19 protein-coding genes are annotated in these 26,985 nt (G+C 72.4%); 11 read left to right on the top strand and 8 right to left on the bottom strand.

Annotation, left to right across the window (positions count from 1 at the left end):
- Positions 1 to 93 precede the first annotated feature (93 nt).
- Both H5965_RS40750 and H5965_RS40745 read left to right on the top strand, forming a co-directional pair.
- Entirely contained in the window at positions 94 to 1,944 is a 1,851-nt protein-coding gene (locus tag H5965_RS40750; RefSeq protein ID WP_310976415.1) for a phosphatase PAP2 family protein, read from the top strand.
- A complete protein-coding gene (locus H5965_RS40745; protein ID WP_310976414.1) occupies positions 1,941 to 3,266 on the top strand; it encodes a jacalin-like lectin in 1,326 nt (441 codons plus the stop codon). The genes H5965_RS40750 and H5965_RS40745 overlap by 4 nt, the downstream gene beginning before the upstream one ends.
- Here the strand turns inward: H5965_RS40745 and H5965_RS40740 are convergent.
- Both H5965_RS40740 and H5965_RS40735 read right to left on the bottom strand, forming a co-directional pair.
- Positions 3,251 to 3,958 (bottom strand): serine/threonine protein kinase, encoded by a 708-nt coding sequence (locus H5965_RS40740; protein ID WP_310976413.1) that lies wholly within the window; start codon positions 3,956 to 3,958, stop codon positions 3,251 to 3,253. The two genes, H5965_RS40745 and H5965_RS40740, sit on opposite strands and share 16 nt — an antisense overlap.
- Positions 3,959 to 4,169: 211 nt before the next feature.
- Positions 4,170 to 8,225 (bottom strand): family 43 glycosylhydrolase, encoded by a 4,056-nt coding sequence (locus H5965_RS40735; RefSeq protein ID WP_310976412.1) that lies wholly within the window; start codon positions 8,223 to 8,225, stop codon positions 4,170 to 4,172.
- A gap of 273 nt (positions 8,226 to 8,498) precedes the next feature.
- On the opposite strand from H5965_RS40735, the gene H5965_RS40730 reads away from it, so the two are divergent.
- The 3 genes from H5965_RS40730 to H5965_RS40720 all read left to right on the top strand — a co-directional run bounded on the left by H5965_RS40730 (position 8,499) and on the right by H5965_RS40720 (position 13,161).
- Positions 8,499 to 9,872 carry a glycoside hydrolase family 43 protein gene (locus H5965_RS40730; RefSeq protein ID WP_310976411.1) on the top strand — a complete coding sequence of 458 codons (1,374 nt, stop codon included), beginning with the start codon at positions 8,499 to 8,501 and terminating at the stop codon, positions 9,870 to 9,872.
- 21 nt (positions 9,873 to 9,893) lie between these two features.
- On the top strand, positions 9,894 to 11,330 hold the full coding sequence (locus tag H5965_RS40725) for an RICIN domain-containing protein (RefSeq protein ID WP_310976410.1): 1,437 nt from the start codon (positions 9,894 to 9,896) through the stop codon (positions 11,328 to 11,330).
- Between the two features lie 79 nt (positions 11,331 to 11,409).
- Positions 11,410 to 13,161, top strand: coding sequence for a cellulase family glycosylhydrolase (locus H5965_RS40720; protein WP_310976409.1), 1,752 nt, complete (start codon positions 11,410 to 11,412; stop codon positions 13,159 to 13,161).
- A gap of 12 nt (positions 13,162 to 13,173) precedes the next feature.
- Here H5965_RS40720 and H5965_RS40715 read toward each other — a convergent pair whose 3' ends face one another.
- On the bottom strand, positions 13,174 to 14,271 hold the full coding sequence (locus tag H5965_RS40715; RefSeq protein ID WP_310976408.1) for an NAD(P)/FAD-dependent oxidoreductase: 1,098 nt from the start codon (positions 14,269 to 14,271) through the stop codon (positions 13,174 to 13,176).
- An 83-nt stretch (positions 14,272 to 14,354) separates the two neighbouring features.
- Here H5965_RS40715 and H5965_RS40710 point away from each other — a divergent pair, with 83 nt between their 5' ends.
- The gene (locus H5965_RS40710) at positions 14,355 to 15,014 is read left to right on the top strand and encodes a helix-turn-helix domain-containing protein (RefSeq protein ID WP_310976407.1); all 660 of its coding nucleotides are present in this window, start codon (positions 14,355 to 14,357) and stop codon (positions 15,012 to 15,014) included.
- Positions 15,015 to 15,017: 3 nt separating this feature from the next.
- Here H5965_RS40710 and H5965_RS40705 read toward each other — a convergent pair whose 3' ends face one another.
- Positions 15,018 to 15,701, bottom strand: a complete 684-nt coding sequence (locus tag H5965_RS40705) for a TetR/AcrR family transcriptional regulator (protein WP_310976406.1) — start codon at positions 15,699 to 15,701, stop codon at positions 15,018 to 15,020.
- 67 nt (positions 15,702 to 15,768) lie between these two features.
- On the opposite strand from H5965_RS40705, the gene H5965_RS40700 reads away from it, so the two are divergent.
- The 3 genes from H5965_RS40700 to H5965_RS40690 all read left to right on the top strand — a co-directional run bounded on the left by H5965_RS40700 (position 15,769) and on the right by H5965_RS40690 (position 19,695).
- A complete protein-coding gene (locus tag H5965_RS40700; protein ID WP_310976405.1) occupies positions 15,769 to 16,881 on the top strand; it encodes an NAD(P)/FAD-dependent oxidoreductase in 1,113 nt (370 codons plus the stop codon).
- Positions 16,882 to 17,731: 850 nt separating this feature from the next.
- Entirely contained in the window at positions 17,732 to 19,225 is a 1,494-nt protein-coding gene (gene miaB / locus H5965_RS40695) for a tRNA (N6-isopentenyl adenosine(37)-C2)-methylthiotransferase MiaB (protein ID WP_310976404.1), read from the top strand.
- On the top strand, positions 19,222 to 19,695 hold the full coding sequence (locus tag H5965_RS40690; RefSeq protein ID WP_310976403.1) for a hypothetical protein: 474 nt from the start codon (positions 19,222 to 19,224) through the stop codon (positions 19,693 to 19,695). Before miaB ends, H5965_RS40690 begins: the two co-directional genes overlap by 4 nt.
- A 19-nt stretch (positions 19,696 to 19,714) precedes the next feature.
- Here the strand turns inward: H5965_RS40690 and H5965_RS40685 are convergent, their stop codons facing one another.
- A complete protein-coding gene (locus tag H5965_RS40685; RefSeq protein ID WP_310976402.1) occupies positions 19,715 to 20,146 on the bottom strand; it encodes a hypothetical protein in 432 nt (143 codons plus the stop codon).
- 155 nt (positions 20,147 to 20,301) lie between these two features.
- Positions 20,302 to 21,615: a DUF349 domain-containing protein gene (locus tag H5965_RS40680; protein ID WP_310976401.1), complete on the bottom strand. Its 1,314-nt coding sequence runs from the start codon at positions 21,613 to 21,615 to the stop codon at positions 20,302 to 20,304.
- Between the two features lie 217 nt (positions 21,616 to 21,832).
- On the opposite strand from H5965_RS40680, the gene miaA reads away from it, so the two are divergent.
- Complete coding sequence (miaA, locus tag H5965_RS40675) at positions 21,833 to 22,744, top strand: tRNA (adenosine(37)-N6)-dimethylallyltransferase MiaA (RefSeq protein WP_310976400.1); 912 nt, start codon at positions 21,833 to 21,835, stop codon at positions 22,742 to 22,744.
- A gap of 9 nt (positions 22,745 to 22,753) precedes the next feature.
- Positions 22,754 to 23,581 (top strand): diaminopimelate epimerase, encoded by an 828-nt coding sequence (gene dapF / locus H5965_RS40670; protein ID WP_310976399.1) that lies wholly within the window; start codon positions 22,754 to 22,756, stop codon positions 23,579 to 23,581.
- Between the two features lie 4 nt (positions 23,582 to 23,585).
- Here the strand turns inward: dapF and H5965_RS40665 are convergent, their stop codons facing one another.
- Both H5965_RS40665 and valS read right to left on the bottom strand, forming a co-directional pair.
- The gene (locus H5965_RS40665) at positions 23,586 to 24,473 is read right to left on the bottom strand and encodes an aminoglycoside phosphotransferase family protein (protein ID WP_310976398.1); all 888 of its coding nucleotides are present in this window, start codon (positions 24,471 to 24,473) and stop codon (positions 23,586 to 23,588) included.
- Entirely contained in the window at positions 24,466 to 26,979 is a 2,514-nt protein-coding gene (valS, locus tag H5965_RS40660) for a valine--tRNA ligase (protein ID WP_310976397.1), read from the bottom strand. Before valS ends, H5965_RS40665 begins: the two co-directional genes overlap by 8 nt.
- Positions 26,980 to 26,985: the final 6 nt, after the last annotated feature.

Below are 26,985 nucleotides of genomic sequence, written 5' to 3'. Positions count from 1 at the left end.
CCGGACGCTGCTTGACCCGGATCTCCCCGGCGCTGATCATTCCCGCAGCGATTCCCGGCGCGCATCTCCCGCGCGCCTTCCCAGGAGAACCCATTGAGCCTCGCGCCCTTGGACCGGCGGGCCTTCCTGCGCCTGTCCGCGCTCGTCCCCACCGTCGCCGTCCTGCCCGCTGTGCTCAGCGTGCCCGCCTGGGCGGAGGCGACAACGGCGTTCGTCGACTCCTACCGCACGAACATCCCGGCCAACCACACCGCGGAGACCAACGCGGCGGTGCGGATCCTGAGCGGGATGCAGCGGGTCTGGCGCACCGGGTCCACTTGGGACAGTGGGGCCGTGCTCGACGCCGCACTGCTGCGCGCGAACGTCCGGCACTGCGTCGCCGTCACCCGCGCCCGGACCGACGCCGAAGCCAAGCGCTCCTTCGTCTACGACCGCCAGCACCAGTCCTACGCCGCCATCGGTGGTCTTGGCCCGCTCGCGGACCTCTACCGCCGTGGCGCCAAGGCGGTCACCAGCATCACGAGTGCCCCGGACGGCACGCCGCCGGCGAAGATCGACGACGCCGTCCCGGCGAACGCCCCGGCGGGCTCGGCGCTCGGCGCCGGTTCGCACGACTCGGAACTGGGCCTGGTGGCCACCCTCATGGACACCGTCCGCGGCACCTGGGCCTCGGGCAACCCGAGCAAGGCCGCCTACCAGTACCCGCGGCCGTGGCGGATGACCGCCGACAGCCGGGTCGAGGACACCGGCCGGGTCGACGCGCTCGGCTTCCCGGTGTACCGGTCCGACGTGGTCGTCGCGCCGCAGCTGCTGCGCCAGCGCAGCACGACCCCGGCCGAGGACGGCGGCTTCCCCAGCGGTCACACCAACGCGTTCCACCTGGCCTGCCTCGCGCTGGCCTACGCGGTCCCCGAGCGGTTCCAGGAGCTGGTGGCGCGGGCCTACGACCTGGCCGACACGCGGATCGTCGCCGGGATGCACTCGCCGGTGGACGTGATCGGCGGCCGCACCCTGGCCACCGCGCTCACCGCCGCGACCCTCGCGGACCCGGAGAACGCGACGCTCAAGGCGGCGGCGCGGGAACAGGCGCTGAAGTACTTCACCGCGAAGACCGGCACGACCCCCGACACGCTCTTCGCCCGGGCACACACCGGCGCCGACGAGTACGGCGACCGCCGCGCCAACGCCGCGATGGTCGCCCGCCGGGCCACCTACGGCCTGCCGGACCGCGGGGCGCGCACCGCGATGCGCGTCCCGAAGGGCGCCGAGGTCCTGCTCGAAACCCGCCTGCCGTACCTGGACGCGGCGCAGCGGCGGGAAGTTTTGCGCACGACGGCGTTCCCGGGCGGCAACCCGCTGCTCGACGGCCCGGAGCCGTGGGGGCGGCTGAACCTCTTCGCCGCGGCCGACGGCTTCGGCGCGTTCCACACGAGCGTCCGCGTCACGATGGACGCCACCCGCGGCGGGTTCTCCGCGAACGACAGCTGGCGCAACGACATCGGCGGCGACGGCGGGCTCGTCAAGGCGGGCACCGGGACGCTGACACTGGCCGGGGCCAACCGCTACCGCGGCGGCACCCGCGTCGAGGCGGGCACGCTGGTCGCGGCGACGCCGGGCGCACTCGGCACCGGCACCGTCGAACTCGCCGGCGGCGTGCTGCGCGCGTCCGGCCTCCGGATCGGCGCCTACCACCAGACCGGCGGCACGCTGTCCGCTGCCACCGGGCCGGCGCTGGTCGTGCGCGGCGAGGCCATCCTCGACCGCGGCAGCGTCCTGGAGCTGCGGATCGACGGCTCCGGCCCGGGGCACGAGCTCGACGTGCTGTGCGCGCGGCGGCTGCGTGGCCGGTTCGCCGCCATCCGAGCCGACCGCCCGGGGTACCGGGTGGTCCCGCGCTACACCTCCACCGGTTTGTCCGTCCGAATCCAGCGGGAGTTCTCGTGAGAAAACGCATCGCCGCGTTGGCACTCGCCGTCACGGTGTCCACAGTGGTCAGTCCGGCGGCCGCGCGGGCCGCCGACGGCGGCAGCTTCTCGGTCCTGGCCTACAACGTCGCCGGCCTGCCCGAGAGCATCTCGAGCGCGCCGACCCCGCGTGACCCCGCCACGACGGCGATCGGGCAGCGGCTCGGCCCCTACGACGTGGTGCACGTCGAGGAGGACTTCAACTACCACGCGAAGCTCTACGCGGCCGACCAGCACCCGTACCGGACGCCGACCAGCGGTGGCGCGGGAATCGGCAGCGGGCTGAACACGCTGTCCTCACTGCCGTACGACGCCGACGACTTCGAGCGCGTCCGCTGGACGTCCTGCCAGCTCGACTCCGGCGACTGCCTGACCCCGAAGGGCTTCACCTTCATGCGGGTGCGGCTGGCCGAAGGCGTGTACGTCGACTTCTACAACGCGCACACCAACGCCGGGACGAACGCCGGCGACGAGGCCTCGCGCGCGTCCAACCTGGCGCAGCTGACCGCCTTCATCCGGTCGCACTCGGCGGGCAACGCGGTGGTCGTCATGGGCGACACCAACACGCGCTACACCCGGGCGGCCGACACGATCGCGCAGTTCGGCGCGGACAACGGCCTCACCGACGCGTGGGTCAAGCTCGTGCGCGGCGGCGTCGCGCCGGCTCCAGGCAGCCCCGACCTCGTGTGCGACAAGCAGGCGCCCGCCAACGACTGCGAGGTCGTCGACAAGGTGCTCTACCGCAGCAGCAAGCTCGTCTCGCTCGACGCGACCTTCTACAACAACGAGCACTCGAAGTTCCTGTACACCGCCGGCAACATGCTGTCCGACCACGACCCGATCACCGTGCGCTTCAGCTGGCAGCGCAACCCCGCGCTGCAGCTGTCGGACCAGTTCGGCGGCCCGCACGGCGACTACTTCACCGACGTCCCCGCGGTGCCCGCGAACGCCCGGGTGCGGACCTGGTCGCTGCGCAGCGGCAACCGCGTCGACCAGGTGGGGGTGACCCTGGAGAACGGCACCACGCTGACCCACGGCGGCACCGGCGGGACGGCGGCGTCGCTCGCGCTCGGCACCGGCGAGTACGTCACGACGGCGACCCTGTGCCAGGGCAAGTACAGCAACACGACCCGGATCTTCTCGGCCCGGTTCACCACCAACCTCGGCCGCGTCCTCGCCGGCGGCTCGACGACCGGCGACTGCGTCACCCGCACGGCCCCGGACGGCTGGCAGCTCGCCGGCTTCCACGGCCGCACCGGTGCCGAGGTCGACAAGGTGGGCTTCGTCTACACGCAGCGGTAGTCGCCGGCCGGCCCCCGAGGCGCCCCGCGGTCCGGAGCAGGTTCCGGACGGCGGGGCGTCACGCTGTTCAGCAGCTCTTCGGCGACGGCCATGGTGGGCCGGGCCGCGGGGTCCGGGTGCAGCAGCCGCAGCACGGCTTCGGCGAGCGGGTGCCGGACCAGGCCGAGATCGCCGCCCAGCGCGGCGTAGAGGGTGGCGCCCAGGGAGTACACCTCCGCCGGGAAGTCGGGGAAGCCGCCGTCGAGCACCTCGGGGGCGAGGTAGCTGTGCAGGGGGTTCCCGCCGCCCACGATCGCGGCGCGGCCCTGGGCGGAGACGACGACGTGGTCCGGATCGACGGCGGCGTGCAGCACGCCTTCGTCGTGCGCGGCGGCCAGCTGGGCGGCCAGCTGGACCCCGAACCGGGCGACCAGCCCGGCGGCGAGCGGACCGTGCTCGCCGAGCAGCTCGGTCAGCGTCCGCGCCCCGGGGTACTCGAGCACGAGGTAGGTGGTGCTGTCCTCGTCGACGACGTCACAGATGGCCGCCCGCGGCGCGGGGATGGCGGGCACCGCGGGCGGCTCGTCGAACAGCGGTTTGACGGCGACGATCCGGTCGAGCCGTTCGTCCTGGGCGTGCCAGACCACGGTGCCCGCCCCGGCCGGGCCGAGCAGGCGGTACCGGTCACCGATCAGTGTTCCTTCGCTCGCCACGTCGTTGTCCCTCCGCGTCGTCCACCGTCCTACCGGGAGATACGGCCGGAACCCGAATCCGGTTCGCTTGATCGACTCGATTCCCCGTTCGTGACAAAACAACGGCGGGTCACTGCCGCTTTTTCGACAACTTGTTCACCCCGGCGGGGGAGAACGGCCCGGGCCCGGCCCGGCGGCTTCGCGGCCACCCGGCCGGGCTCGGGCCCGGTGTTCACCTCCACTTGAGCGGCGGCACGCTCCCCAGCGTCGGCACCACCTCGGCGATCGTCCCGTCCGCGCCGAACCGCAGGCGGTCGATCGTCACCTCGCGGTGCGTTCCGTCCCCTCCCGGGATCGCGAACCGGTGGTAGGCGATGTACCACTCGTCCTTGCCCGGCACCTGCACGATGCTGTGGTGCCCGGTGCCCAGGATCCCCAGCGACGGGTCCTTCTCCAGGATCACGCCCCGGTTCACCAGCCCCGCACCCAGCGGGCCGGTCGCCGTCGCGTAGCCGACGCGGTAGTTCTCGCTGCCCGTGTCGTCGATGGACCACGTGAGGTGGTACGTGCCCGCGCGCTTGGTCATGAACAGCCCCTCGCGGAAGCCGTCGAGGCCGGTCAAGCGGGTGATCTTCGCCGGGTCGTACGACGTCAGGTCGGCGTTCAGCGGTACCACGTAGGCGGTGCCGTTGCCCCAGTACAGGTACGTCTGCCCGTCGTCGTCGGTGAACACCGCCGGGTCGATCGCCTGGCCGCCCGCCGGGTTCGCCGCGATCAGGGGCTTGCCCAGCGCGTCGGTGAACGGCCCGGTCGGCGACGAAGACACCGCGACGCCGATCTTGGCGTCCGCGCAGAAGTAGAAGTAGTACTTCCCGTTCTTTTCGGTGATCGTCGGCGCCCACGCCCGGCTGTCCGCCCAGGACACGTCCGGGCCGAGGTCGAGGATCTTCGGGTGCCGCGTCCAGGTGACGAGGTCCTTGCTCGACCACGCGTCGAACGTCGTCCCCGACCAGCCGGGGTAGCCGTCGGTCGTGGCGTAGACGTAGTACGTGTCGCCGAAGCGGACGATGTTCGGGTCGGCGTTGAAGCCGGGCAGGACCGGGCTGTTCATCACCACCGCGGTGACCGTCCACGTCCGCCGCTGCCGGCCGGCGCCGACGACCGCGTAGCCCACCGGGCCGGTGAAGTCCTGCCGCGAACCGTTGTGGGGGAACACCTGCGTGCCGTCGGCGACCTGCAGCACCGGCGCCAGCCGCCGCACGTCCGTGCCCGGCTTCACCGGCAGGACGATCGTGCCCTTCGCGCTGTCGACGATCGCCGGCACCCGGAGGGAGCCGAGCGTCACCGAGCCGACGGCCGTCTCGTTGCCCGGCGCACCGAGCACCTCCTTGGCCGTCAGGCCGCGGTTCCACACGGTGAACCGCCGCATCTTGCCCTGGAAGTACTTGTCGGCACCGTAAGCGGACCGACCTAGGTAGTTCGACGTCGTGATGCCCGCGCCGAGGTCGCCGGGTTTCGCCGTGACACCGTCCACACGGGCCACTTCGACGCCGTTGTCGTACAGCCGCGCGGTTCCGTTCGCCAGCGTGTACGTCAGCGTGTGCCAGGCGCCGCGGGACAGCGCCCGCTTGCTGTCGGCGTTCTGCTCGGTCGACCAGTTGCCCGCGGCGATCGCGGCCCGGTAGGTGTCCCCGGTCGCGAACAGGTAGCCGTCCCCGGCGTTGTCCGTGCTGTTGCCCAGGTTCCACAGGAAGTACGGCGTCTGCTGGCCGGGGTCGACCCACACCTGCGCCGACACCGTGATCCCGCTCAGGCCGCTCATCAGGTTGTTCGGCAGAGCGACATAACCGTCCTTGCCCCCGAAGGCGAGCCCGTCCGCCGAGCGCGTGACGCCGCCGTGCACCGTGGCGTCCCGCCCGTTCCCGGAGACGTCGGCGACGGTGTCGCCCCGGCCCGCCGCGGTGAGGTCGTAGTCGGCGACGACACCTTTCCTGTCGGCCGTCACCGGCGGCGGCCCCTGCCGGAGCCGGGCCAGCTCGGCCTTGGTCACCGGCAGCACCGTGCCGTGGCGCGGGCTCTTCGGGAGCTGGTACTCCGCCGGGATCGTCCAGTTCGGCTTCGCCAGGGAATCGGTGACGAACGGGACGTACCCGCGCCGCGGCGTCTCGTCCATGAACGCGTAGACCTTGGTGCTGTCGTTCGCCTTGAACACCGTCGGGCCTTCCACCCAGTCGGTGCCGAGCTTGGTGCGGATGCAGTCGGAGACCAGCTCCCAGTTGCGCGGCTTGGTCGTCGGCAGGTCCACCGCACGCAGGTTCTTCGACCGCTCGAGCACGATGTCCCGCTCGCAGGACCCGATGACCTTGCCGTCGGTGGTGAGGCGGTAGTAGTAGTCGCCGTCCTTGAGCACGGTGGAGTCGATGACGCCCTCACCGGGGTCGTTCCACACCTGCGGCTTGCTGAACGTCCGGAAGTCCCGCGTCGTCGCGTACATCATCCGCGGGTACGTCGAGCCGGTGTGGTCGACGTCGGTGGGGGCGTAGGGGCTGGTGGCCCAGTAGACGACGTAGGCACCGATCGCCGGGTCGTAGGTGGCCTCGGGCGCCCACGTCATGCCGGCCGTGTCGTCGGAGACCCGGACGTGCCGCTGGTTCGACCAGGTGACCAGGTCGGTCGACTCCCAGATCTCCAGGTACTGGCTGCCGTGGCGCTGCGCCTGGTCCCAGCCGCGGCCGTCGTTGATCTGCAGGTCGGTGGCGACGATGTAGAACCGGTCGCCTTCGGGTGAGCGGACGATGAACGGGTCGCGGACACCGGTTTCGCCGTAGTTCGAGCGCAGGACGGGCTTGCCGCCGTTGAGCTCGTCCCAGTGCAGCGGGTCGTTCCCGCGGCTGGCCGCGAAGTGGATCTGCTCGGTATCCTGCGTCGCCTCCCCGGTGAAGTAGGCGAACATGTACCCCTCGAGCGCTTCCTTCTTCGGCAGCGGCAGGACGGTGAGGGTGAAGGAGCGTTCGGCTGTCGCGTGGCCCTTTGTCGCACGGACCGTGAGACGCGCTTTGGCCGGCCGCGCACCGGCCGCGGGCCGGGTCACCTCGCCGGTGGCGGTGACGACGCGGGGGTCCTGGCTGCGCCAGGTCAGCGTGACGTCGCGGGCGCCCTTGACCGGCAGCGTGATGTTGCCGCGGATCGCGTCCTGGTCCGGGATGACGAGGTCCTCGAGTGCGTTGTCGACCTTCTGCCGGTCGGTGATGTCCTGCAGCACGGTGACGGTGAAGGAGCGGCTCGCGCTCTGGCCGGCGTAGGAGACGGCCGCGGTCAAGGTCACCTTCGCGTTGCCGGCGCCGGGCGCGGGCCGCGTCACCACGCCCGCCGGGGACACCACGGCCGGGTTGCTCGACGTCCAGGCGATCGCCGAGCCGCCGGCACCGGTCTTGGGCAGCGTGAGGTTGTCGGTGACGGCTGAGGTGTCGCCGAGGTCGAGGGCGGCCGCGTCGGCCGTCGCCCGCCCGGCGGCGGTGCGCTCGCCGAGGGCGCGGGCCTCGTCGGCGGTCACCGCGCGGTCGTAGACGCGGAAGTCGCGGACGTTGCCCTTGAGGTACTTGTCGCCGTCGTAGACCGACCGGCCCAGGTAGTCGGCGGTCGTGGTGCCGCCGCCGATCGAGCCGGGCGTGATCGTGATGCCGGTGTTGCGGGCGACCTCGATCCCGTCCTCGTACAGGACCGCGGTCCCGCCGCCGAGGGCGTAGGTGATCGTGCGCCAGCTGCCGCGGGAGAGGTTGCGGCCCGCGCTCGCGTTCTGCTCGGTGGACCAGTTGCCGGAGGCGATCGAGCCGCGGAAGGCGTCGCCGGTGGTGAACAGGTAGCCGTTCCCGGCGCCACCGCTCGTGTTGCCGAGGCCCCACAGGAAGTACGGCGTGTCCTGGTCGGCCGCGATGTTCACCTGAACCGAAACCGTGATGTCCGTGAGACCCCGCATGAGGTTGTCGGGCAGGCGCACGTGTCCGTCGGTGCCACCCAGGCGCAGGCCTTCGTCACCCTGCCACGTGGTGTCACCGCTGACGCTCGCGTTGCGGCCGTGGCCCGAGGCATCGGGCACCGTCGTGCCGGAGCCGCCGGTGAGGTCGTAGCGGACGACCAGGCCGTCGTCCAGGGTCGCCGCGTGGCCGGAAGCGGCCCACACGGTCGTGGACGCCGCGGCGATGGCGAGGGTGGCGAGGATCGCGGTCAGCGGGCGGGGCCGCCGGGAGAACTCCGGCGACGACGGCGTCGCCGAAAGTCGAACGGGCATACCGGCTCTCCAGGAAGTGGGCGCCGACGGCGCGGGAAGAAGGACCTCGCGCGGGGAGGATCCGGAGCCACAACCTGACTGCCGGGCGCGAAGTGAGCGCTAACATAGCTCCCGATCCACGCCGGGTCAATTGGCTGTTTTGCCTGGTGGCGTCGGATCTCCCGCCGATCGGACCCTTGACACCCGGTGGCGCGAGTCACTTACACTACGACCGCTTGTTAGCGCTAACAATCTCCTTTGGGCCCGGCACTCGACGACGAGGTGGACGAGACCATGATCAGTCGGCGTGGACTGATGGCGGGCACGGCGGGCGCCGTGGTCGCCGGCGTGCTCGGCAGCAGGGCCTCCGCCCAGGCCGCTTCCGGCGCCTACGTCATGGCGTACTTCACCGAGTCGCCGTCCATGACCGGTGCCGACTACGGGCTGCACCTGGCGGTCAGCGCGGACGGCCTCGACTGGATGCCGCTCAACCGGAACAACCCCGTCGTGACGCCGGCCGCCGGCACCGGCGGGCTGCGCGACCCCTTCGTGCTGCGCAAGCAGGACGGCCGGTTCACCGTGCTGGCGACCGACCTCAAGGGCACCGACTGGTCGCTGCAGAACCAGTACGTGCACGTCTGGGATTCCGCCGACCTGCGCGGGTTCACCGGGTACCGCCGGATCAAGCTGCACTCGATGGCCACGCACAGCTGGGCGCCCGAGGCGTTCTGGGACCCCTCGCGCAACCAGTACGCGATCATCTACTCGGCGGCCTCCGGTGGCCACGACGTCATCATGGTCAACTACACCACCGACTTCGTGACGGTCGGCGCGCCGCAGGTGTTCTTCGACCCCGGGCATGCGACGATCGACGGGACGATGGCCTCGATCGGCGGCGTCAATTACCTGTACGTCAAGAACAACACGAACAGCACCCTGGTCGGCCAGCGCTCCGGTTCCCTGGCGCCCGGCGGGTTCACCACGTACCGGACCGGGATATCGCCCGGGCGGGGGGTGGAAGCGCCGCAGATCGTCCCGGCGCTGTCAGGGAACCGCTGGTACCTCTGGGGCGACACCTGGAGCCCCAACGGCCGGTTCTTCTGCTGGGAGACCGCCGATGTCGCCGCCGGGACCTGGACGCTGCTGAACGACCGCGCCTACACCCAGCCGCTGAACTCCAAGCACCCCGGCATCACGCCGATCACGGCCGCCGAGCGGTCCGCCCTCGTCGCGCAGTGGGGCGCCCCGGCCTGGCGGCGGCTCAAGTCCTACAACTTCCCCGACCGCTACGTCCGGCACGCGAACTCCGTGGGCCGCATCGACGCCTACCCGTTCGACCCGTATGCCGACCAGCTCTGGAAACTGGTGCCCGGCCTGGCCGACGCGGCCGGCGTGTCGTTCGAATCCGTCAACTACCCCGGCCGGTACCTGCGGCACTACGCCTACGAGCTGCGCCTCGCCGCCGACGACGGGTCTGCGAACTTCAAGGCGGACGCCACCTTCCACCAGACGGCCGGGCTCGCCGACGCGAGCTGGTCGTCCTTCCGCTCGCACAACTACCCGGACCGCTACCTCCGGCACTACGACTACGTGCTGCGGATCGACCCCCTGGGCAGCACATCCTCCACTGTGGACAAGCAGGACGCGACTTTCCGCGTCGGCTACTGACCCGCTTGCGAAGGAGCCGTCATGCTACGACGACGTGGCCCGGTTTTGTCCTTGCTCGTGCTCGCCGCCCTGCTGCTCGGCGCGCCCGGTGCGCACGCCGCGCCGGTGACGGTGACCAGCGGGAGCCAGTTCACCGACACCTCCGGCGCCCTGGCGCACGCGCACGGCGGCGGGATGCTCAAGGTGGGGGCGTACTACTACTGGTTCGGGGAGAACCGCAACGCCGACGACACCTTCCGGGCCGTCTCGGCCTACCGCTCGACCGACCTGAAGACCTGGGAGTTCCGGGGCGACGTGCTGACGCAGTCGTCGGCGGCGGAGCTGGGCCGGGCCAAGATCGAGCGGCCGAAGGTGATCTACAACAGCTCGACCGGCCAGTACGTGATGTGGATGCACAAGGAGAACGGCGACGACTACGCCGAAGCACGCGCGGCCGTGGCCACTTCGTCGTCCGTCGACGGTAATTACAGCTACCGCGGCAGCTTCCGGCCGCTCGGCGCTCACATGTCGCGGGACATCACGCTGTTCAAGGACGACGACGGCACCGCGTACATGGCGTCGGCGGCCCGCGAGAACGCCGATCTCAACGTCTACCGGCTCACTGCCGACTACACCGGTGTTTCGGCGCTGGTGCAGACGTTGTGGCCCGGCTCGTACCGCGAGGCGCCGGCGATGTTCAAGCGCAACGGCGTCTACTTCCTGCTCACTTCGGGGGCCACGGGCTGGCAGCCGAACCAGCAGAAATACGCCACGGCCACGAGCGTCACGGGCACCTGGAGCGGGTTGGCGAACGTGGGGGACTCCACCGGTTTCGGCAGCCAGACCGCGTACGTCCTGCCCGTGCAGGGCTCGCAGGCGACCTCGTACCTCTACCTGGGTGACCGCTGGGCGGGCGCCTGGCAGCGTCCGGTCAACGAGTCGCGCTATGTCTGGCTGCCGCTCGGCTTTCCCAGCAGCACGACGATGTCGCTGAGCTGGTACCCGAAGGTGAGCGTCGACGCGGCGACCGGCGTGGTCGCCGGGGCCGGCTCCGGCAGCGCGTACGAGACGATGGTGGCGCGCCACAGCGGGAAGTGCGCCGACATCCCGAGTTCGTCCCGGAACGACGGCGTGGCGCTCACGCAGTACACGTGCAACAACGGCGCGAACCAGCAGTGGAGCGTGCTCGACCTCGGCGACGGGTACGTCAACCTGATCGCCCGGCACAGCGGGAAGTGCCTCGGCATCGCGGGCGGCTCGACGGCGGACGGCGCGGCGGCGGTGCAGGGGACGTGCACCGCGGGCACGAACCAGCAGTGGCAGGCCCAAGCCGTCGGCGGCGGGTACACCCGGTGGGTGGCGCGCCACAGCGGGAAGTGCCTGGACGTCGTTTCCGCGTCCACGGCCGACGGTGCCGCGGTGAAGCAGTACCCGTGCACCGGCGTCACGAACCAGCAATGGCAGCGGAAGGCGGCCTGAACGGCTCCGTTCGGCCCTTGACGACCGGGTGGCGGCTCGCTAACTTTTGCGAAACTCCTTCATGTTTGGGGCCGCCATCATGCGCATGCTCGTGGCTTTGCTCACCGCCGTGGCGCTGACCTCCGGCGTCGTCGCTTCCGCTGTCGCCGAAGACGTTCCCGCGCACCGGCTGTCGGTGCGCGGCTCGGCCTTCGTCGACGAGTACGGCCGCGAAGTCGTCTTGCGCGGCTTCAACGTCTCGGGCGAGGTGAAGCTGGCGGAAAACGGTTTCCTGCCGTTTGCCAATGGGGCCGACGCGCGTCGCTCGGCCCAGGCGATGAAAGCGCTCACCGGCGCGAACGCCGTGCGGATCCCGATCGCGTGGGCCGGGACGCAACCGGTGCGCGGGCCGGTGAACACGCAGTACCTGGCGAAGCTGACCGAGCAGGTGAAGGCGTTCCTGGACGAGGGCTTCACCGTCCTGCCCGACTTCCACCAGGACCTGTTCTCCCGCTACCTGTTCAACCGCGGCAGCTGGTACACCGGCGACGGCGCGCCGAAGTGGGTCGTCGACCTCGGCGGCTACCCGGCGGAGAGCTGCGGCATCTGCGCCCACTGGGGCCAGAACATCACCCAGAACGGTGCGGTCCAGGACGCCACGAAGGACTTCTGGCACAACGCCCGCGGCATTCAAGACGAGTTCGTCGGCATGGCCGCCCAGACGATGACCTACCTGCGGACGAACCTGAGTGCCGCGCAGTTCGCGGGCATCGCGGGCGTGGACCCGTACAACGAGCCGTTCGCCGGGCGGTACGACTCCGGCCAGGACAGCAAGGCGTGGGAGCAGAACGTCCTGTGGCCGTTCTTCCAGCGGTTCCGCGACGCGATGGATTCCGCCGGCTGGCAGGACAAGCCCGCGTTCGTCGAGCCGAACATGTTCTGGAACGCCAACATCTCCTTCCAGCTCCACCCCGGCGGCTTCCAGGACACCGGCGTCATGGGCCCGCGGTACGTGTTCAACACGCACTTCTACGACCAGCTCGCCCAGTCCGGCGTGTTCATGCCGGGCAAAGCGGGCGACGGCCAGTACAGCGGCGCCTTCGGCACGGTCCGGGACCGCGCGGCCGCGCTCGGCACGACGGCGATCGTCACCGAGTTCGGCCACCCGATGACCGGGTACACCTCGGACAAGACCCCGACCGTGGACAAGGCGATGTACCAGGCCCTGGACTCGCGGGTGTCCGGCGCGAACTGGTGGCGCAGGCCGGCGGACTCGGGCCCGGTGCTGTCGGCGACGCAGTGGCAGTGGGACATCTACAGCGGCCGCCACCACGAGCTGATGAACGACAACCCGGACAAGGTCAAGACGGACGGCGACGCCTGGAACGGCGAGGACTTCTCCTCGGCCCGCACGGCGGACGACGGAACGGTCCAGCTCCGCCAGGACGCCCGGCTCCTCGACCGCCTCTACCCGGCCGCGGTGGCGGGCCACACGCTGGCGTTCACCTACGAGGACCGCTCGCGGGACGGCAGCCAGACGCTGACGTGGAACCGGATCCCGTCGACGATGCCGGCCACGGCCGCACTGACCGGCGCGGGCCGCTACGGCGTCCTGGTGTGGCAGGGGACCGACGCGGGCGCGCCGACCGAGCTGCACGTCCCGGCGGGGATGACGCCGACGGTGGTCACCGACGTGGCCTCGCCGGCCCGGGTGGGCGACCGCCTGCGCCTGCCGGCGACACCGGGCCTGCACTACGCCCTGATCGCGGAACCGGCGTCGGCGCCGACCTCGGCCCAGCTGGCGGCGGTGCGGGCGGAGCTGGCGGCCTGGGCGCCGACGGCGGTGCGCTAGCCGCGTCGGCGCCTACCCGGCCAGCATGGCGACCATGCCGTGCGGGGCGTCGTCGCCGAACATGATCGCGTAGACGTCCTCGTCCGCCGCTTCCGCGGCCGCGCGCGCGAACATGGCCTGCTCGTATTCGGCCAGCGCCGTCTCGACGTCGCCGTGGGTGGCGAGGGCCCGGCCGAGTTCGGCGCCGTCCAGCATGGCCAGGTTCGCGCCTTCGCCGTTCGGCGGCATCAGGTGGGCCGCGTCGCCGAGCAGCGTCACGCCCGGCACGCGGTCCCAGCGGTGCCCGGCCGGCAGGGTGTGGAGGCGGCGCAGCACCGGCGGGACATCGCTTTCGGTGATCAGGGCGGTCAGTTCGGGAGCCCAGCCGGCGAACTCCTCGGCCGTGCGAGCCGTCACGGCCTCGGCGTCGGCCCCGGCGAGCCAGTCCCGCGGCTTGAACACCTGCGCGTAGGTGTGCAGTGTGCCGCCGCCTTCGCGGTGCGCGACGATCCCCTTGCCCGGCGCGAGCGCATAGAGCGCGCCGGCCCCGACGACCTTCGCCGCGGCGGGATGCCGGACGTCGCCGTCGAAGAGGAAGGTCTCGACGACCGACACGCCGACGTACTCCGGGACCGCATCGGAAAGCAGCGGACGGACTTTCGACCACGCGCCGTCCGCCCCGACCACCAGGCTCGTGGTGAAAGCGCTTCCGTCGGCCAGGCGGACTTCGTGGCGGCCGTCGCCGAGGGCCCGCGCGCCGGCGACCTTGTGTCCCCAGTGGACGGTGCCGGGTGGCAGCGCATCGAGCAGCAGCTGCCGCAGTTCGCCGCGCTGCACTTCGGGCCGTTCGCCGGTGCCGTCGTCGGGCTGGTCGAGCAGCACGGTGCCGTGGCGGTCGACGACGCGGGAGGACTCGCGGCCCGGCAGGACGAGCTCCCGGAAGCCGTCGGTCAGCCCGGCGGCGTCCAGCGCGGGCTGGCCGTTCCAGGGGTGGATGTCGAGCATCCCGCCCTGGCGGCGGGCGGCCGGTGAAGCTTCGGCCTCGTAGACCTCGGCCGGGATGCCGTGCCGGTGCAGGACGCGGGCCAGGACGAGCCCGCCGAGGCCGGCGCCGATGATCGTGACAGTCATGGTCACCTCCGATTGGATTGACGTTCCAATCACTACGCTAGCACGAGTTTGGATCGGCGTTCCAATCATGCGATGATCGGCCCATGGCGAAACGGCGCGCGGACGGGCTGTCCAAGGAAGTGATCGTGCAGGCGGCGGCCGCGATCCTGGACGACGGCGGCGAGGCCGCGCTGACCTTCCGCGCGCTCACCGCCCGCCTCTCGACCGGTTACGGCGCGATCTACCACCACGTCGCCAACAAGAGCGACCTCCTGGCCGCGGCGACCGACGCCGTCATCGCGCGCGTGATGGGCGACGCCGTGGCCGAGGGCGAGCCGCGGGAAGCGCTGCGCACGGTGTCGCTGGGCCTGTTCGACGCGATCGACGCCCATCCGTGGGTCGGCGCCCAGCTGTCCCGCGAGCCGTGGCGGCCCGCGCTCCTGGAGGTCTACGAGCGCATCGGCGGGCTGCTCGTCGCGCTCGAAGTGCCCGAGCGGGCGTTGTTCGACGCCGCGGGCGCGCTCGTCAACTACGTGCTCGGCGTCGCCGGGCAGAACGCGGCCAACGCCCGGCTCCTCGCCGCCGGTCAGGGGGACCGCTCGGCGTTCCTCGCCACCGTGTCGGCGAAATGGGCCTCACTCGACCCGGGCGAGTACCCCTTCGTGCACCGGGCCGCGACCCAGCTGCGGGAGCACGACGACCGCGAGCAGTTCCTCGCGGGTGTCGACCTCTTCCTGGCCGGGATCGCGACCCTGCGCGGGTAGGGCCTACCGGCGGCCGATGCCCGCTTCGATGCCGTCGAGCAGGAAGTCCAGGCCGATCCGGAAGGTCTGGTCGGCATCGAGGTGGGCGGCGTCGCGGACGACCGTCTCCAGCGCGGGGAAGCGGCCGGTGGCGAACATCCGCACCAGGTAGGGGCCGTGGGTGCGCTGCCACTGCCGCTGGTCCAGCCCGCTGGCGCGCTCGGCCCGCCGCTCGGCGATCTCCCGGCGGACCGCGCCGACCACGTAGGCGTCGACGGCGGCGGCCATCGGCATGACGACGTCGACGTCGACCCCGCCCAGCGCGGCCAGCACGGCTTCACCCCGGGCCAGCGCGTTCGGTCCGAGCTGGGGCCGGCCGCCGATCAGGTCGGCGAACCACTCGTGCCGGTGCGCGGCCTGCCGGGTGGCCTCGGCCACCGACGTCAGCACCTCCCGCCAGCCGTCCCCGGCCGGCCGGATCTCGCCGTGGACGGCGTCGACCATCAGGTCGAGCAGCTCGTCCTTGGTGTCGATGTAGCCGTAGAGCCGCATCGGCCCGACGTCCAGCGCGCCGGCGATCTTGCGCAGCGACACGGCTTCGAGGCCGGCTTCGTCGGCCAGCTCGACCGCGGTCCGGACGATCAGGTCCCGGCTCAGCGGAGCCGGCGCCGGCCGGTTCGCCGGCTCCGGCCGTTCCCACACCAACATGGGGGTGACAGTACAGCGCCCGCCGCGATACAGTGTATCGAGACGTACGGCGTATCGGAGGGGAGTCATGGCCATCGCTATCGTGGGAGCCGGCATGGGCGGCCTGGCGCTCGCTCGCGTGTTGCACGTGCACGGCATCGAGGCCGTCGTGTACGAACGCGACGCGGCGCGCGACGCCCGCCACCAGGGCGGGATGCTCGACATCCATTCCGGCCAGCGGGCGCTGCGCGAGGCGGGCCTGCTCGAGAAGTTCCTGTCCGTGGCCCGCAGCGAGGGCCAGGACATGCGCCTCCTGGAACCGGACGGCACGCTGCTGCTGCAGGAGGACACCCCGGACGACGCGCCACCGGCGCGGCCGGAGATCGACCGCACGGACCTGCGCAACCTCCTGCTCGACTCGCTCCCGCCGGGAGCGGTCCGCTGGGGTCGTGCGTTCGACCACGCCGAAGCGGGTGTCGTGCATTTCGCGGACGGCACCAGCGCGGGCTACGACCTGCTGGTGGGCGCGGACGGGGCGAACTCCCGGGTCCGGGCGTTGCTGACCGACGCCCGCCCGGTGCACCTCGGCCAGAACGCGGTCGAGCTGGCCATCCCGGACATCGACCGCACCCACCCGGACCTGGCGGCGATGGTCGGCCGAGGCAACTACTGGGTGTTCGGCGAGGGAAAGTCGTTGTCGGCCCAACGCAACGGCGACGGCTGCGTCCGCGTCGGCGTCAGCTTCTACAACACGGGCGAAGCCTGGTTCGCGGAGAGCGGCATCCGCTTCGACGACCCACCGGCGGTCCGGGCGCGCTTGGTCGAGCTCCTGGCCGGCTGGGACCCCCGCATCACGGCGTTGATCGCCGCGGCCTCCGACGACACGGTGGCCCCCCGCCCCCTCGCCACCCTCCCCGTCGGCCTGACGTGGCCATCGAACCCGAGCGTGACCCTCGTCGGCGACGCGGCCCACCTGATGCCCCCGGTGGGCGAAGGGGCGAACATGGCCCTCCTGGACGGCGCGGTCCTGGGGCTGGCGCTGGCGGAGCACCGGGACGACTTCGCCACGGCGGTGGCGGAGTACGAGCGGGAGATGTTCGCTCGCACCGCCGCGGCAGCCCGCATGTCGGCGGACATGCAGGAGCTGCTGATGTCCCCGGACGCGAGCCGGCGGTTGCTCGAGTTCTTCCAGCCGGGGTGAGGGGGCGCCCATACCCGCCGAGCCGACCCCGCCCGGGGTTCGGGTTCAGCCGAGCCCAACGCGCACACTTGCCGAACGCAGCCCGGCCCCGCCCAACCGGAGTCCGTGCCGCCCGGCCCAGCCCGCCCAGCCAGGCCCGGCCCGCCCAGCCGAGCCCAACCCGGCCCGGCCCGCCCGGCCGAGCCCAACCCGGCCTGGCCCGCCCGGTCGAGCCCAACCCGGCCTGGCCCGCCCGGTCGAGCCCAACCCGGCCCGGCCCGCCCAGCCCAACCCGGCCCGGCCCGCCCAGCCGAGCCCAACCCGGCCTGGCCCGCCCGGTCGAGCCCAACCGGACCCCGCCTGGCCCACCCGCCCGTCCGCCAAACCGAGCCCGGTCCCGCCCAGCTCGAGTCCGCGCTGCCCGGCCCAGCCGAGCTCAAACCGACCCGGCCCGCCCAGCCGAGCCCCACCCCGACCCAACCCGGCCGGGCCTGCCCACACGAGCCGGTCCGGTTCAGCCGAGCCCAACCCAACCCGGCCTGGCCCGGCCGGTCGAGCCCAACCGGACCCCGCCCGGCCCACCCCCGCCCGTCCGCAGCCCGGTCCCGCCCGACCCGAGTCCGCGCCGCCCGGCCCAGCCCAGCCCGCCCAGCCGAGCCGGCCCGCCAGCCGAGCCCGAGCCGCCCAACCCAACCCGGGCCGAGCCCGGCCCGGCAGCCGAGCCCAACCCGACCCGCCCGCCCCCAGTTGGGCCTCGCCGCGAACGGCACGCCGCCGCCCGGTACCTCCGCACACCAGACCCGGCCGCCCCGTCCACGCGACCCAGGGCACCGCGGAACCGCAGGCGGCGGCCGGTCTACCCTGGAGGCCGATGACCGAGAACCAGGCACCCAGGGCGTACCAGATCCGCACCTTCGGCTGCCAGATGAACGTGCACGACTCCGAGCGCCTCGCCGGGCAGCTCGAGGACGCGGGCTACGTGCCGGCCACCGCCGGGGCCAAGCCTGACCTGATCGTGTTCAACACCTGTGCCGTCCGGGAAAACGCGGACAACAAGCTGTACGGCACCCTCGGGCACCTGCGCCCGGACAAGGTCGCCAACCCCGATCTGCAGATCGCCGTCGGCGGGTGTCTCGCCCAGAAGGACCGCGGGGAGATCGTCAAGCGGGCGCCGTGGGTCGACGTCGTGTTCGGGACGCACAACATCGGGTCGCTGCCCACGCTGCTCGAACGCGCCCGGCACAACGCCGAGGCCGAGGTCGAGATCCTCGAATCGCTCGAGACCTTCCCCTCGACGCTGCCCGCGCGGCGCGAGTCGTCCTACGCGAGCTGGGTGTCCGTTTCGGTCGGCTGCAACAACACCTGCACCTTCTGCATCGTCCCGGCCCTGCGCGGCAAGGAACGCGACCGGCGGCCCGGCGAAATCCTCGCCGAGGTCGAGGCGCTCGTCGCCGAGGGCGTGCTCGAGGTCACGCTGCTCGGTCAGAACGTCAACTCCTACGGCGTCGAATTCGGGGACAGGCTGGCGTTCGGCAAGCTGCTGCGCGCGTGCGGGACCGTCGACGGCCTCGAGCGCGTCCGGTTCACCTCGCCGCACCCGGCGGCGTTCACCTCCGACGTCATCGACGCCATGGCCGCGACCCCGAACGTCTGCCACCAGCTGCACATGCCGCTGCAGTCCGGCTCCGACCGGGTGCTGCGCGAAATGAAGCGCTCCTACCGTTCGGCGCGCTTCCTGAACATCCTCGACGAGGTCCGCGCGGCCATGCCGGACGCCGCGATCACCACCGACATCATCGTCGGCTTCCCCGGCGAGACCGAGGAGGACTTCCAGGCGACCCTGGACGTCGTGGCGCAGGCCCGCTTCTCCAGCGCGTTCACCTTCCAATACTCGAAGCGCCCCGGCACGCCGGCCGCGACGATGGAGGGCCAGCTGCCCAAGGAGGTCGTGCAGGAGCGCTACGACCGCCTGGTCGAGCTGCAGAACGCGATCTCCTGGGAAGAGAACAAGAAGATCGTCGGCCGCACGGTCGAGCTGCTGGTCGCCGCGGGGGAGGGCCGCAAGGACGCCGAGACGCAGCGGATGAGCGGCCGCGCCCGCGACGGGCGCCTGGTGCACTTCACGCCGACCGGCGCCCACGTCGACCGCGCGGTCCGCCCGGGTGACGTCGTCGAGACGGTCGTCACCTACGGCGCCCCGCACCACCTGGTGGCCGACGGCGACCTGCTGTCCCACCGGCGGACGCGGGCGGGCGACAACGCGGAGGCCGGGCTGCGGCCGAAGACGAGCGGCGTCACGCTGGGCCTGCCGGGCTTCGGTGCCCCGGCCGCCCGGCCCGAACCGGTGAGTGGGTGTGCGCTGTGACCGAGTCGCGAGGCAACGGCGAGCTGGCCGAGCTGGCGGCCGAGATCGACGAAGCGGGCGCGCGGGCGTCCCGCACGGTGGAGCTGGGCCGCCGTGGGTTCACCATCGCGGTGTTCACCTTCGCGCTCCTGATCTGCCAGATCCTCCCGTGGGTCGGCGACCACGCGGGCTGGCAGGTGCTGGCCGGCGAGGGCGGCGGCATCCCGCAGCTGTTCGCGGCGACGTCGACGGTGGTCGGCATCCTGGCCTCGGCACTGGCCCTGGTGACGCGCCGCTGGTGGCTGTCCTGGGTCTGCGCGGCGGGCGGCTGGTTCGCCTCGGTGGACGGGCTGCTGGCCATCTGGTCCCAGCAGTCGTCCCACGCGCCGGGTTCCGCGGGCGGCGGCCCGGGGATCGGCATGGTGATCGCCTGGATCGCGATGATCTGCCTGGCGGTCTCCTGGATGCGCACGGCGTTCTCGCGCACCTGAGCACCGGTGGGGACCAGGCTCAGCCGACGCGCAGGGTGAGCGTGCCGGCCGAGTAGGCGGCGGCGTAGAGCGTGGTCTCGGGGTGGTAGAGCCGCAGCGAGACGGTGGCGCTCAGGCTGAAGCTGAGGCTGAGCGAGAACCCGCCGTTGGGCCGGCAGGTGGTGTCGGCGATGTTCACCCAGGCCCCGGCCTGCAGCTGCTGCACGACGACGGTCTCGACGCTCCCTTCGGAGCGGGCGGCGTCGAGCACCTTCAGGTTGCCCTTGAGGTCGACCTTCTCGCCGACCTTGACGTGGTCCTTGCCCAGCTTGCCCTCGACCTTCACCTTGCCCTTGCCGGCTTCGGTCGCCGAAGCGAGGGGCGCGGCCCCGGCCGGGGCCGCGAGCGCCGGCCCGGCGAGGGCGAGGGTGACGGCCAGAGCGGTGAGGATCCTGCGCGGTGTCCTGATCATGAGCAGAGTGGAGCACCGGGAGCGGAGCGCGGCGCGCGGTGACCCCCGGTCGGGGAACCGACCGGACCTCTTCGGGTGCTTCCGCTTGCCGTCAGCGCCGGGAACGCCACGAAGGCCGCATCCGAGGGACGCCCCGGATGCGGCCTTCGGCGACTTCAGCGGTCGGCGACCGCCGCCTCCGCGGCCTGCAGCCACTCACGCCACTGCGCGGCCTGCTCGTCGGCCTTCTTGGCCCGGCGCTCGTCCCCGGCCGCGCGCGCCTTCGCCGCCTGCGACTCGAACTGCTCGACCCGCTCGCGGAACTGGGCCGCGCGGGCCTGGGCCTCCGGGTCCGTCCGGCGCCACCGCGAGTCCTCCGCCGCCTTGACCGCGTCCTGGACCGCCTTCAGCCGGCCGTCCAGCTCGCGGATGCGCTCGCGGGGGACCTTGCCGATCTCGTCCCACTGCTCCTGGATCCGCCGCAGCGCGCTCTTCGCCGCCTCCAGGTTGGCCGCCGCGTCGATCTTCTCGGCCTCGACCAGCAGCTCTTCCTTGCGGGCGGCGTTCGCGCCGAACTCCGCGTCGCGCTCGGAGAACACCGCGGACCGGCGGGCGAAGAACTTGTCCTGCGCCGCGCGGAACCGCTGCCACAGCGCCTCGTCGCTGTCCTTCGGCGCCCGGCCCGCCGCCTTCCACTCGGTCATCAGGTCCTTGTAGCGGCCCGCCGTCTCGCCCCAGTCCTCGGACTCGCTGATGGCCTCGGCCTCGGCGATGAGCTCTTCCTTGCGCTGCTTGGCCGACGCGCGCTGCTTGTCCAGCTCGGCGAAGTGCGAGCCGCGGCGGCGGTTGAACGCCTCGCGGGCCTTCGAGAACCGCTTCCACAGCTCGTCGTCGGTCTTGCGGTCGACGCCCTTGACCGTCTTCCACTCGTCCAGGATCGCGCGCAGCCGGTCGCCCGCCGCCTTCCACTGGGTGGAGTCGGCCGCGATCTTCTCGGCCTCCTCGGCCAGCGCCTGCTTGCGTGCGACCGCGGCCGCCCGCGCCTCCTCGCGCTCCGCCTTCGCGCTGGCCAGCGCCTTCTCGGCGTGCCCGATGACGTACTCCAGCCGCGCGGCGAGCGCGGCCAGGTCGCCGACCAGGGCCGCCTCGGCCAGGCCGTCGCGGATCTGGGTGGCGCTCGACAGCGCGTGCTTCGGGTCGCCGGCCCCGGAGATCAGCCGGGTCTCCAGCAGCTCGACCTCGGTGCGCACGTCGTCGAACCGGCGTGCGTAGTGCACCAAGCCCTCGTCGGGGCTGCCGGCCTGCCAGACGCCGACGGCGCGCTCGCCCTCGGGGGTGACGACGTAGACGGTGCCCTCGTCGTCGATCCGGCCCCAGGTCGACGGGGTGGGTTCGGCGGGCGGCACGGGCGGGGCGGCGTGCCCGGCGTGCAGCGCGTGCGGCACCGGGTGCGGGGCCGGGGTACCGGTGGAAGTGTTCTCCTGGGCCATCGCAGGCTCCTTATCGCCTGTACGCCCGCGGGTGCGGGCGCCCCGCCGCGAAGCGGGGCCGGGTAATGCGGTCGTCACGGGCCGTGCTCGGATGCTACGGCCCCACGCGGCATTCAAGCAGCTCAGCGCGCACCGTGGTACTGGATGGGCCACCTGAAGCTCGTGATCCTACTTCCGGTGGACGCTCTCGATCGGCCCGCAGGTATCGTCAGCCGCCGTGAACAGCCCCGTCGTCCCGCTCGCGGTGGTCGGGCCGACGGCCACCGGAAAGACCGCGCTGGCCGTGGACCTGGCCCGCGAGCTCGGCGGCGAAGTCGTCAACGCCGACGCGATGCAGCTCTACCGGGGCATGGACATCGGCACTGCCAAGGCCACCGAGGCCGAGCGCCGCGGCGTCGCCCACCACCTGCTCGACGTCCTGGACGTGACCGAGACGGCGTCCGTCGCGGCCTACCAGCGGCACGCGCGGGCCGAGATCGAGCGGCTGCTGGCGGCCGGGAAGGTCCCGGTGCTGGCCGGCGGGTCCGGTCTCTACGTCCAGGCCGTGCTCGACGACCTCCGGTTCCCCGGCACCGACCCGGCCGTCCGGGCCCGGCTCGACGCGGAGGCCGAAGAACTCGGCACCCCCGCGTTGTACACCCGGCTGGGTGAGCGCGACCCGGTCGCCGCCGCCAAGATCCTGCCGACCAACACCCGCCGGATCGTGCGCGCCCTTGAGGTCATCGAGATCACCGGCGAGCCGTTCTCGGCGAACCTGCCGGCGCCGGGGCCTGCCCGCTACGGCACGGTCGTGCTCGGCGTCGACCGCCTGCCCGAGGAGCTCGACGAGCGGGTGAACGAGCGGGTGGTGCGGATGTTCGAGGCCGGGCTGGTCGACGAGGTCCGCGAGCTCGAAAAGCGGGGCCTGCGCGAGGGGAAAACGGCGTCGCGGGCGCTCGGCTACCAGCAGGTGCTCGCCGCACTGGACGGCGACGGCGACTTCGAGGCGGCCGCCGCGGCCACGGCGCAGGCCACCCGGCGCTTCGTCCGCAAGCAACGCTCCTGGTTCCGGCGCGACCAGCGGATCCACTGGTTCGACGGCGCCGATCCGGGGCTGGCCGCGCGCGTCCTGGATACCCTGGGCCGGTAATCTGCCCCCATGGGCGGAATCGAGTTCCTCAAGGGGCACGGCACGCAGAACGACTTCGTGCTGCTCCCCGATCCGGCGGGCCGCCTCGAGCTGACCGAAGCGAGGGTCGCCGCGCTCTGCGACCGCCGGCGCGGCCTCGGGGCGGACGGCGTGCTGCGCGTCGTGCGCGCCGCGGCGATCGGCGAGCCGTCCGCGGGCGAGTGGTTCATGGACTACCGCAACGCCGACGGCTCGATCGCGGAGATGTGCGGCAACGGCGTGCGCGTGTTCGCCCGCCACCTGGTCGACGCCGGCCTGGCGGCCGAAGGCGAGTTCGTCGTAGGCACCCGCGCGGGTGATCGCCCGGTCGTGGTGCACCCGGACCGCTCGGTGACCGTCCAGATGGGGCCGGCGACGATCACCGGCACGTCGGTCACGGTGGTGGCCGGCCGCCCGTTCTCCGGCGTCGCGGTCGACGTCGGCAACCCGCACCTGGTCTCGCTGCTCGACGACGACGTGGCCGCCCTCGACCTGCGCGACCAGCCGGATTTCGACCACGACGTATTCCCGAACGGCGTGAACCTCGAATTCATCAACCACCTCGGCGAGGGCGCGCTGCGGATGCGCGTGCACGAGCGCGGCGTGGGGGAGACGCGCGCGTGCGGCACCGGCACGGTCGCCGCGGTGGCGGCCGCCTTCCACCTGGCGGGCACGGACACCGGAGCCTCCACAGTGGACGTCCCGGGCGGCCGCGTCGAGGTCACGGTGTCCCGCGGCGCATCGACGCTGTCGGGCCCGGCGGAGATCGTGGCCCGCGGCGAAATCGACGAAGCCTGGTGGGCCGCCGCCGGTTCGTGACGCCCTAGCCGGCCAGGATCTCGCCGAGGACGCGACGTCCTTCCGCGGCCTCCTCGCCGTCCCGGGTGCAGGCGACGAGCGTCTTCCACAGCGCCCAGCCACGGCCGCGGGTCCAGGTGGCGTCGTCGACCGACAGGAGTTCGCGGAACACCCGCCTGCCGTCGGCCGTCAGCAGTGTCCAGGCGATCGCCAGGTCGCACGCCGGGTCGCCGACCCCGCAGGTCCCGAAGTCGATGACGGCCGCCAGTCCGCCGTCGCGCAGCAGGAGGTTGCCCGGGGCCAGGTCGCCGTGGAACCAGCGGTCCACGCCGTCCCAGGGCGCCGCCAGCGCCGCCTCCCAGAGCTCCCCGGCGGGGCCGGTGCCGTGCAGCTTCGCCAGCGCGCGCCGGGCCTGCCCGTCGTAGGTGCGCAGGGTGGCGCCCCGGAACCAGTTGTGCTTCCCCGGCTGCGGGCCGTCCGTCGCGTCGACGCCCTGAAGCGCCGCCACGAACCCGGCCAGGTCCCGCGCGAAGCGGACGGGGTCGGTCACCCCGTCCGCCGTCGCGGGTTCGCCGTCGAGCCACCGGTACACCGACCAGGCGAACGGGTAGCCCTCCCCGGGACGCCCCGCCGCCAGCGGGACCGGGACCGGCAGCGGCAGCCGCGGCGCGAGCGCCGGCAGCCACCGCTGCTCCTTCTCCACGGCCAGCGCGTACTCGGCGGCGCTGGGCAGCCGCACCACCATCGTGTCGCCGAGGTGGAAGGTGAAGTTGTCCCACCCGCTCGTCCGCACCGGCCGGACCGGGAGCCCGGCCCACCGCGGGAACTGGCCGTCGATCAGCCGCCGCACCTGATCGGTGCCGACGCTGACCCGCCGCGGCAGCGGGCCGAGGTCCCGGGGCGCGTCAGACACTGGCTTCGACCGCGAATTCGCCCTCTCGCGTGGTGATGTCCGCGACGGCGCCGGCGACCCGGATGTCCGACTGGACGTCCGCGAACCGCGCCAGCAGCTCGGCCGGGCCGGTCACGGTCAGCGTCTCGACGGCCGCCCGCATCGACACCTTCGCGTCCGTCTTCGCCCGGCGCACCGCGGCGATCACCTGGCTCGCCAGCGCGAGCAGCTCCGGATCGCCGTCCGACGACGTCACGACCGGCCAGGCGGCCCGGTGCACCGAACCCTCCTGCCACCACGACCAGACCTCCTCGGTCGCGAACGGCAGGAACGGCGCGAACAGCCGCAGCACCGCCGACAACGCCGTCACCAGCGCGACCTGCGCGGACTCCGCTCCCGCAGGACCGCTGTCGCCGTACGCGCGGCCCTTCACCAGCTCGACGTAGTCGTCGCAGAACGTCCAGAAGAACGTCTCGGTCACCTGCAGCGCCCGCGCGTAGTCCAGCGCCTCCAAAGCCGCGGTCGCCTGCTCGACGACGACGGCCAGCGACGCCAGCAGCGCCCGGTCCAGCGGCTCGGTGACCACTGCGGACGGCGAAGGCACGCCGAGGCCGAGGACGAACCGGCTCGCGTTGAGCAGCTTCGTCGCCAGCCGCCGCCCGACCTTCATCTGGCCTTCGTCCACGGCTGTGTCGACGCCGGGCCGCGCACTCGCCGCCCAGTAGCGGACCGCGTCCGAGCCGAAGCGCTCCAGCAGGTCCACCGGCGTCGTCACGTTGCCCTTGGACTTCGACATCTTCTTGCGGTCCGGGTCGAGCACCCAGCCCGCGATCGAGGCCGCCCGCCACGGCAGCACGCCGTGCTCCAGCTCCGCCCGCACCGCCGTCGAGAACAGCCAGGTGCGGATGATCTCGTGCGCCTGCGGCCGCAGGTCCATCGGGAACACCCGCGCGAACAGGTCGTCGTCGAGGCTCCACCGGCCGACGATCTGCGGCGTCAGCGACGACGTCGCCCAGGTGTCCATCACGTCGGGGTCGGCGGCGAACCCGCCCGGGACACCGCGCTGCTCCTCGGTGAACCCCGGTGGTACGTCGCTGCTCGGGTCCACCGGCAGCGTGTCCGGCAGCAGGCGCGCGTCGTAGTCGGGCTCGCCGTGGTCGTCGAGCCGGTACCACAGCGGGATCGGCACGCCGAAGAACCGCTGCCGGCTGATCAGCCAGTCCCCGGCGAGGTTCTCCACCCACGACGAGTACCGGACGCGCATGTGCTTCGGCACCCAGTTCAGCTCTTCGCCGCGGGCGAGCATCTTCTCCCGGAAGGCCGCGTCGTTCCCGCCGTTGCGCAGGTACCACTGCCGGCTGGCGACGATCTCCAGCGGCTTGTCGCCCTTCTCGTAGAACTTCACCGAGTGCGTGATCGGCCGCGGTTCCCCCTGCAGGGCCCCGGCTTCGCGCAGCAGGCGGACCAGGATCTCACGTCCCGTGTGGACGGTCTTGCCCACCAGCGGCGCGTACGCCTCCGCGGGCACCCCGGACGGCGCGTCCGGCAGGAACCGGCCGTCGCGGCCGAGCACCACCCGCGTCGCCAGCCGCAGCTCCCGCCACCAGGTGACGTCGGTGGTGTCGCCGAAGGTGCACACCATCGCGATCCCGCGGCCCTTCTCCGGATCCGCGAGGTGGTGCGCCACGACGGGCACCTCGACGCCGAACACCGGCGTCCGCACGGTTCTCCCGAACAGCGGCTTGAAGCGTTCGTCGTCCGGGTGGGCCACCAGCGCGACACAGGCGGGCAACAGCTCGGGCCGGGTCGTCGCGATCACGACGTCTTCGCCGTCCGGGCCGGTGAACGCGAGGTCGTGGAACGCACCTCGGCGTTCGCGGTCCTCCAGTTCGGCCTGGGCGACGGCGGTGCGGAAGCTGACGTCCCACAGCGTCGGCGCCTCGGCCTGGTAGGCCTCGCCGCGGTCGAGGTTGCGCAGGAACGCGCGCTGCGAGATCAGCCGCGAGTCGTGCCCGATCGTCTGGTAGGTCATCGTCCAGTCGACCGACAGCCCGAGCTGCCGCCACAGCTGCTCGAAGACCTGCTCGTCGGTCTCGGTCAGCGCCTCGCACAGCTCGACGAAGTTGCGCCGCGAAATCGAGACCACGTCCTTGCCCGGCTTCTCCGGGGCGCGGAAGCCCGGGTCGTAGGGCAGCGACGGGTCGCAGCGCACGCCGAAGTGGTTCTGCACCCGGCGTTCGGTCGGCAGGCCGTTGTCGTCCCAGCCCATCGGGTAGAACACCTCGCGCCCGCGCATCCGCTGGAACCGCGCGAGGACGTCGGTGTGGGTGTAGGAGAAGACGTGCCCGATGTGCAGCGACCCGCTGACCGTCGGCGGGGGAGTGTCGATCGAGTAGATCTCGTCCCGGGTCTTGGTGCGGTCGAAGCGGTAGGCGCCAGTGGACTCCCATACGGGTACCCACTTGGCCTCCAGACCGTCGACACCGACCTTGTCCGGGACTCGCGGGCGTTCGTATGGGGTGTTCATGAAGCA

This window comes from Amycolatopsis sp. 505, from assembly GCF_031625235.1.
In the GTDB taxonomy this organism is placed as follows: Bacteria; Actinomycetota; Actinomycetes; order Mycobacteriales; family Pseudonocardiaceae; genus Amycolatopsis.
The sequence above is the reverse complement of the archived record's forward strand: the minus strand, read 5'-3'. Positions and strand labels throughout refer to the sequence as shown.